Genomic DNA, 6,932 nt, shown 5'->3' on the forward strand with positions numbered 1-6,932 from the left:
GGACTGTCGTCACTTTATTTGTGCCATGAGCAATAAGCATTCACTCAGAATTATATTGTGGTTTTCACTATAATAATTGAGTGCTCTGAAAAATAACCGGTTTCACTCGATAGCTCTGGCAGTCGCGAACATGAGAAGCGTCAAAAAAGACAACTGCTTGTCTTTTGTAGCTTCGGAACCGCAACGGTCGGAGCGAAGCGAAGCCGTGGAGGGCGCCTGTTTCACGGGTTAAGCGCTCCTTTGTCGCCATCGAGCGAAACCTCTCATGGATATTTTTCAGAGGGTTCAATTTTCGTGACACAAGGAAACGGAAACTTGTTTCCACCAAGCAGGGCATCAGTCCTTCCAAATAACCAATATACGAATATACCAATAACAAATAACAAGGTTGATATTTGCGTTTCAGTGAGTATATGAACGAGTGGCTCTACGGGCCGCGGGGATACTATCGCACCTTTCGGGATATCGGCAAGGGCGGGGATTTCTATACGGCGGTGAGTACCAGTGCCTTTTTCGGGGCGGCGATCGCCAACAATTTCTGGCGGGGGATTCAGGAGGGGCGGATTCCTCGGGATGCCTGGCTCATCGAGATCGGGGCCCATCGGGGCTACCTGCTGGCGGACATGATTCAGTGGCTCTACAGCTGTGACCCGGGCCTGGTGGAGAGTATGCATTTCGGAATCGTGGAGCGGCAGGAACCGGTACAGCGGGTGCAGCGGGATTATTTCGCCGAGCGTTTCGGCAGCGGAGTGCAGCTGCACCACTTCGCCTCCCTCGAAGAGGTCAAGGTCCCCTACGCCCTCTTCGTCGCTAACGAGATCTTCGACGCTTTCCCCTGTGAACTCTATAAAGAAGGTGAACGGGCTGAAGTGCGGGACCACCGCATCGAGTGGGTGAGTGCCAAAGAGGAGCTGCAGGAGTTTGCCGAGCGTCATCGCCTGGAAAAAGGGGAGATCGCTGTGGGATACGAAGCCTTTGCAACACGGGTGGCGCAGGCGGCCGAGGCGCTGGAGTTTGTCTCCTTCGACTACGGTGAACGCTATGTGCGCAACGACTTCTCCATCCGGGTCTATCGCCGGCACGAGACCTACCCCCTCTTTGACGAAACGCTGGATCTGCAGGAGGCTTTCGGGGAGAGTGATATCACCTACGATGTCAACTTCGGCCATGTGATCGAAGCCTTTGAGGGAGCGGGAATGCGGCTGGGACACTACGAGACCCAGGCACGGGCCCTGGTACGCTATGGGCTGATCGATCTGCTGGAGCAGTACGCCCGCACCGCCAGCCATGCCGACTATCTGCGTCAGGCAGACCGGATCAAGACCCTCATCGCCCCGACTGTGATGGGCGATCGCTTCAAAGTGGTGGAGTTTTTCAAGTAAGGAATCTAACGAATTGAGAGGCCCGAAAAAGCTCCGTCATTCCGGGCTTTCAGTCCACTCGATCAGTTTCTCTGGACCCTTTCGAGGATGATGCACTTGCGCAGTGCCGCCTGTTCGCTGCCGAACTGGCGGGTGTACTTGTCGTAGTCCGCCTGGCCGATGAGCTCGATACAACGGCTGCGTGTCATGGCGGGTTTTGTCGGTCGGTCGGATGCTTCATTCTCTGTCTCGTCTGCGTTGGAGACAAATTGGGGTTGGGAGCTTTCCGGGCGCTGCACTGTGGGAGAATCCTCGGCCATCTCATTACCGGCCATGCTTTTTTTCAGGGTACTCTGGGGGCCGAGTAGCTCCGGATCTTTCTGTTTGGAATCGAGAGAATAGGGTTCGGGTTTGAGGGAGTAGTTGCGTTCGACCGTGGAGGTATCCTCCCACATGGTACGATGGACGGCAGTTTTGTTTTGTTCCGCAAATTGCGGCGGCGGGATGCGGGGGACACAACCGGTGACCAGCACCAGTGTCGTGAGAGAATAGAAAAGATGGTTCAATGATATTTTCATCGGTCTGACTCGCTTGGGTGCTTTGATTTTGGGATCTATTCTACCTTGACTTTCCTTGAAGTTCTCAATAGAATCAAAGAGATATCTCCCCATCGATGCAACGTAAAAAAGAAGGAGTTTTATGAAAGTTACAGTGAATGGAGAGGAGAAAGAGATCCCGGCCGGAACGACCCTGCTGCAACTGATCGACGAGCTGGGAATCGGCGAGAAAGTGATGGCGGCGGCGGTCAATATGGAGATCGTCAAAAAGGAGCGCTGGCCCGAGCATCTTCTGCAGGAGGGAGACCGGATCGAGCTGCTCCATTTCGTCGGAGGAGGATGAGATGATTTTCAATACCAGAGAAGAGGCAGGGCGGCTGCTGGCCCAGCGGCTGGAGGCCTACAGGAACACCCCGGATACCGTGGTGGTGGCTCTGCCCAGAGGCGGGGTCCCCGTGGCCGAGGAGATCGCCCGGGAGTTGAATCTGCCTCTGGATATCTTTTTTGTCAAGAAGATTCCCAGTCCCTATAACGAAGAGGCGGGGATCGGTGCCGTGAGCGAAACGGGTCTGATGCAGGTGAATCCCCAGGCGGTGGAGGCTCTGGGGGTCAGCGAAGAGTATCTGCAGCGTCGTGCCCGGGAACGCCTGGAGCAGATGGCGGCCAAGCGCAGACTCTACGGCCGTCCGGTCCCTGATTTTTCCGGAAAACAGGTCATTCTGGTGGATGACGGCATTGCGACCGGTTCCTCGATGTTTTTGGCGGCCAGGGCGCTCAAAGAGGCCGGAGCCTCCCGGGTGATCATCGCCGTGCCCGTGGCTCCGGCGGAGATCGTTCCGCTTTTGAAGGAGGTGGCCGATGAGGTGGTAGTGCTCCATCCCGATCCCAACCTGATCGCTGTGGGCCGCTTCTACCGGGACTTCCATCAACTGGAGGATGAGGAGGTGATGGCGGCGCTGGCGAGGCATCCGGGAGCCGCGGGGTGATCGCCGCTTTGGATGTGGGGCTGCGGAGGATCGGAACCGCCATCAGCCCCGACGGCAAGACGGTTCTTCCCCAGCCGGCCATCGAGCGGAAGGGACGCCGGCAGGCGGCCCGGGATGTCAGGGCTTTCCTGGAAGCGTGGGAGGTCGAGACCCTGGTGGTGGGACTGCCCCGCGGGGGAAGCAGCGAAGAGGAGATGGAACGCCGGATCCGCCACTTTGTCGGTCTGCTGGAACTGCCGGCAAGTGTTCAGGTGCTTTATCAGGATGAAGCAGGCTCTTCCGAAGAGGCCAAAGAGCGGATGCGGGGAGCCGTTCGCCAGAAACGGGACGGACGGATCGATTCGTTGGCGGCGCAGATCATCCTGGAACGCTGGCTGGCTCAGCACAAAGCCTTCTGAAAAACTAAGCAGATATCCCAAAAACTTTTCCATTGTGCCGTGGATCCCGAATCAAGTTGGGGATGACGGAAAGAGATTGTTTCGGTTCTTAGAGCACTCGAGAGGCATCGAAGGACGAATTCATGGTGTTTCAAAGAGAGTTTGGATATGATTAAAACTTAGGGAATGTAATGAATTAAACGGAATAGGGAGGGGAAGTGAGGAAACGTTTGATCGTTTGGTGGCTGGTCGGAAGCTTCCTTTTGCTCTTTGCCGGCTCCTCCGTACACCTGACGCCCGAAGAAGAGGCTTTTCTCAAAGCACATCCTGTCATTACCGTACACAACGAAATGGATTATCCTCCGTATAACTTTTATAAAAACGGGCGTCCCCATGGACTCTCCATCGACTATATGAATCTGCTGGCCAAGCGTCTGGGTCTTCGGGTCAAATACATCCACGGCTATGATTGGAGCCAGTTTATGCAGCAGATCAAGTCGGGGAAGCTCGATGTGATGCTCAATATTATGCGGACGACGGAGCGGGCAAAATACCTGCACTTTACCGAACCCTATGCCGCCACCCGCAAAGCGATCTTCAGCAACGACCCTTCTTTGAATACCTTGGATGACCTGGAAGGGAAAAAAGTTTGTGTTCCCAAAGATTTTTATATCCATCACTTTTTGGAAGACTACTATCCTGAGATGCTTTTGGTCACCAAGCCTTCGATCCTGGCATGTCTGCGTTCGGTTGCGCAACACGAAAGCGATGCGACGATCGGTAGCTACAGTATTGTTAGCTACCTTCTCAAGCGGGAAAAGATCAAAATTCCTCATCTTTCGGTTCTTTCGGACAAGCGAATGACGACCGGGTTGAGTATCGCTACGGCCCCCAAGCTCAAAATCCTTCGGGACATTCTACAAAAGGCGATGTACAACATCAGCGATCGGGAGTTGAACGCCCTGACGAAGAGATGGCTGGGGAAATCGCCTCAAAATCCCGATTGGCTCTATCGGGAACAACAGCAACTCGAACCCTATCCCGTCAAGCGCATTATCAAGATGTGCAACAACCCCAACTGGGAACCCATCGAGTTTGCCAAAGGGGGCGATATGTCCCAGATGTCGGGGATTGCCATCGATATCCTCAAATTGCTGGAGCCCAAACTCAACGTGGAGTTTCGCAACGTACCCACCCACAGCTGGGTGGAGTCTCAGCAGTTTCTCAAAGCGGGGCGATGCGAAATCCTGCCGGCGGCTATTGCCACCAAAGAACGCAAACAATATGCCCGCTTTACCCATCCCTATCTGATCTACCGTCTGGCGATCATTACCCGGGATGACAAACCGCTGGTCAAGGACCTCTCGGAGATCGCCGACAAGAGTGTGGCACGGAAAAAAGGATCGGGGCTTATCAGCAGGCTACGCCATCTCTACCCCACGATCAAAATCATTGAGACCCAGGATTATCTGGACTCGTTGCGGAAGGTGGAATCGGGAGAAGCCTACTGCACCATCGCGACCCTTCCCGTCGCCTCTTACTATATCAACCGCTTCGGTCTCAAAGGTTTGCGTATCGCCGGCTATACCGATATGCGTTATCGTCTCTCGATTGCGGTGACGAAACAGGAGCCTGAACTTTTGGCGACATTGGACCGTGCCCTTACTCAGGTGACTCCCCGGGAGAAAAACGCCATTTACAAGAAATGGATCGGCAACAAAAAGCTGGTAGAGCCTTACGACTACCGGCCGATCTATTATGCACTGGGGGCCATCGCTTTGATCGTCTTGATCCTCTTGTATCGCCAGATCCTCCTGTCTCGCCTCAATCGACGGCTCAACGAAAAGGTCAAACAGGCAGTGCAGGAGAATTTGATACAGCGGGAGATCATGCGGGAACGGGAGAAGTTGGCGGCGATGGGTGAGATGATCGGTGTGATCGCCCATCAGTGGCGGCAACCGCTCAATAGTTTGTCTCTGAGTATCCAGAATCTGAAGTATATGTATCAAGAGGGAATGGTGGATAAGGGTTTTTTGGACCACTTCACTGAAAAAAATCTGCAGGTGATCAATTTTCTCAGCCAGACGATCGACGATTTCAGAAACTTTTTTCAGGTTGGCAAAGGAGAGAAAGAGTTTTCGGTCAAGGAAGCGATTCAGGCGGTCATCTCGATGTATTCGCTGACATTGAAAAAGAGCGGAATCGTTTTGCAGCTCAGCGGCGGAGATTTCACACTCTTCGGAAGCCGGAGTGAATTTCAGCAGGTGATACTCAATCTGATCAGTAATGCCCGGGATGCCCTGGAAAAGAGTCCCCGGGAGTCCAAAAAGATCAACATAGAGCTGCAGGGGCGTCAGATACGCTTTTGTGACAACGGCGACGGGGTTCCCGATGCGAAACTTTCACGGATTTTCGACGCCTACTTCACCACCAAAGAAGAGGGATCGGGAATCGGTCTCTACATCTCCCGTCTGATCGTGGAGGAGAAGCTGAAAGGAAAGCTGACGGCTTTCAACGAGGAAGAGGGATTATGTCTCATAATGACGTTTGAGGAGAAGGAAGATGCGTGAGTTGTCGATTTTGCTTGTAGAGGATGAAAAGATGATCCGGGAAGAGCTGGCCTTTTTCCTTCAACATCTGGCGCCGGGCGGTCTCTTTGTCGCTTCGGACGGGGAGACCGGATTGGAACTCTATCGGGAACATCATCCCGATGTCGTCATCACCGATTTGGAGATGCCGGGAAAATGCGGGATGGAGATGATCGAAGAGATTCGCGCCATCGATCCCACACAAGCGGTCATCGTCTCGACAGCTCACAGTGATACCGGGTTTCTTTTGAAAGCGATCGAACTCCAGATCGACCACTATCTTCTCAAGCCGATCAACCTCGCGATGCTCGAGCAGAAGATTGCCCAGATCCGTCGACGCCTGGAACTGGAAGAGGAGCTCCGGCAGAAGAAGCAGATCCTGGAGGAGATCGCCAATCTCGAGGGGAACATGGTGATTGTTCTGGATGAAACCCTTACTCCGATCTTTTTGAATCAGGGGTATCTGAGCTATTTCGGTGTTGCTTCCCTCGAAGCGTATCAGAAGGGAGGGTATCAGTTTTGTGACTTTATTCAGCTCCAGGAAGAGACGTTTATCCCGGAGTGCCGGGAGGGCTTCGCCTGGGTTCGCGAGCTGGAGCGGGAAGCTCTGGGGCGGAGAATGATCGCACTGCAAGGATCACGGAAGGATGAGGCAACCTTTTACAATGTCTTTATCACCCGGATCGATGAGACAGGACATACGATCGTAGCGCTCTCAGAGATCACCGAATTGGCGATGCGGAAAAACTTTTATCGTCGCCAGGCGCGTATCGACGAGCTTACCGGTCTTTACAACCGCTTTGTTTTCAATCAGGAGTTGACGAAACGGATTGATCGGGCCCGCAACCTTGGAAAAGAACTCTGTTTGATTCTCTTTGATCTGGACCATTTCAAAAAGATCAACGATCAATACGGCCATATGGTGGGCGATCAAATGCTCGTGGAGGTGGCGCGTTTGTTGCGGGAAGTGGAAGGTCCGGAGGATTTTCTGGGACGTTGGGGCGGGGAAGAGTTTGTCATTATGACCTCCCGCGGGCGTGAAGAGACCCGGGCTCTGGCGGAA

At 53.7% G+C, this 6,932-nt stretch carries 7 protein-coding genes; 6 read left to right on the forward strand and 1 reads right to left on the reverse strand.

The features are described 5' to 3' along the window. Window positions 1–395: 395 nt before the first annotated feature. A complete protein-coding gene (locus tag F8I07_RS08870) occupies window positions 396–1,382 on the forward strand; it encodes an SAM-dependent methyltransferase (RefSeq protein ID WP_292658541.1) in 987 nt (328 codons plus the stop codon). A 62-nt stretch (window positions 1,383–1,444) separates the two neighbouring features. On the opposite strand, the gene F8I07_RS08875 is transcribed toward F8I07_RS08870, so the two are convergent. Next, window positions 1,445–1,939 (reverse strand): hypothetical protein, encoded by a 495-nt coding sequence (locus tag F8I07_RS08875; RefSeq protein ID WP_292658544.1) that lies wholly within the window; start codon window positions 1,937–1,939, stop codon window positions 1,445–1,447. Window positions 1,940–2,060: 121 nt separating this feature from the next. Here F8I07_RS08875 and thiS point away from each other — a divergent pair, with 121 nt between their 5' ends. The 5 genes from thiS to F8I07_RS08900 all read left to right on the forward strand — a co-directional run. After that, the gene (gene thiS / locus F8I07_RS08880) at window positions 2,061–2,261 is read left to right on the forward strand and encodes a sulfur carrier protein ThiS (protein WP_292658547.1); all 201 of its coding nucleotides are present in this window, start codon (window positions 2,061–2,063) and stop codon (window positions 2,259–2,261) included. Window position 2,262: 1 nt separating this feature from the next. Further along, window positions 2,263–2,904 carry a phosphoribosyltransferase gene (locus F8I07_RS08885; RefSeq protein WP_292658550.1) on the forward strand — a complete coding sequence of 214 codons (642 nt, stop codon included), beginning with the start codon at window positions 2,263–2,265 and terminating at the stop codon, window positions 2,902–2,904. Beyond that, a complete protein-coding gene (gene ruvX / locus F8I07_RS08890) occupies window positions 2,901–3,302 on the forward strand; it encodes a Holliday junction resolvase RuvX (RefSeq protein WP_292658553.1) in 402 nt (133 codons plus the stop codon). Before F8I07_RS08885 ends, ruvX begins: the two co-directional genes overlap by 4 nt. A gap of 197 nt (window positions 3,303–3,499) precedes the next feature. Continuing rightward, window positions 3,500–5,851, forward strand: coding sequence for a transporter substrate-binding domain-containing protein (locus tag F8I07_RS08895; RefSeq protein ID WP_292658555.1), 2,352 nt, complete (start codon window positions 3,500–3,502; stop codon window positions 5,849–5,851). After that, the coding region (locus tag F8I07_RS08900; protein ID WP_292658558.1) for a diguanylate cyclase at window positions 5,844–6,932 on the forward strand (1,089 nt) is incomplete at its 3' end. The genes F8I07_RS08895 and F8I07_RS08900, both read left to right, overlap by 8 nt.

It is taken from the genome of Nitratifractor sp. (assembly GCF_015487065.1).
Lineage (GTDB): Bacteria > Campylobacterota > Campylobacteria > Campylobacterales > Sulfurovaceae > Nitratifractor.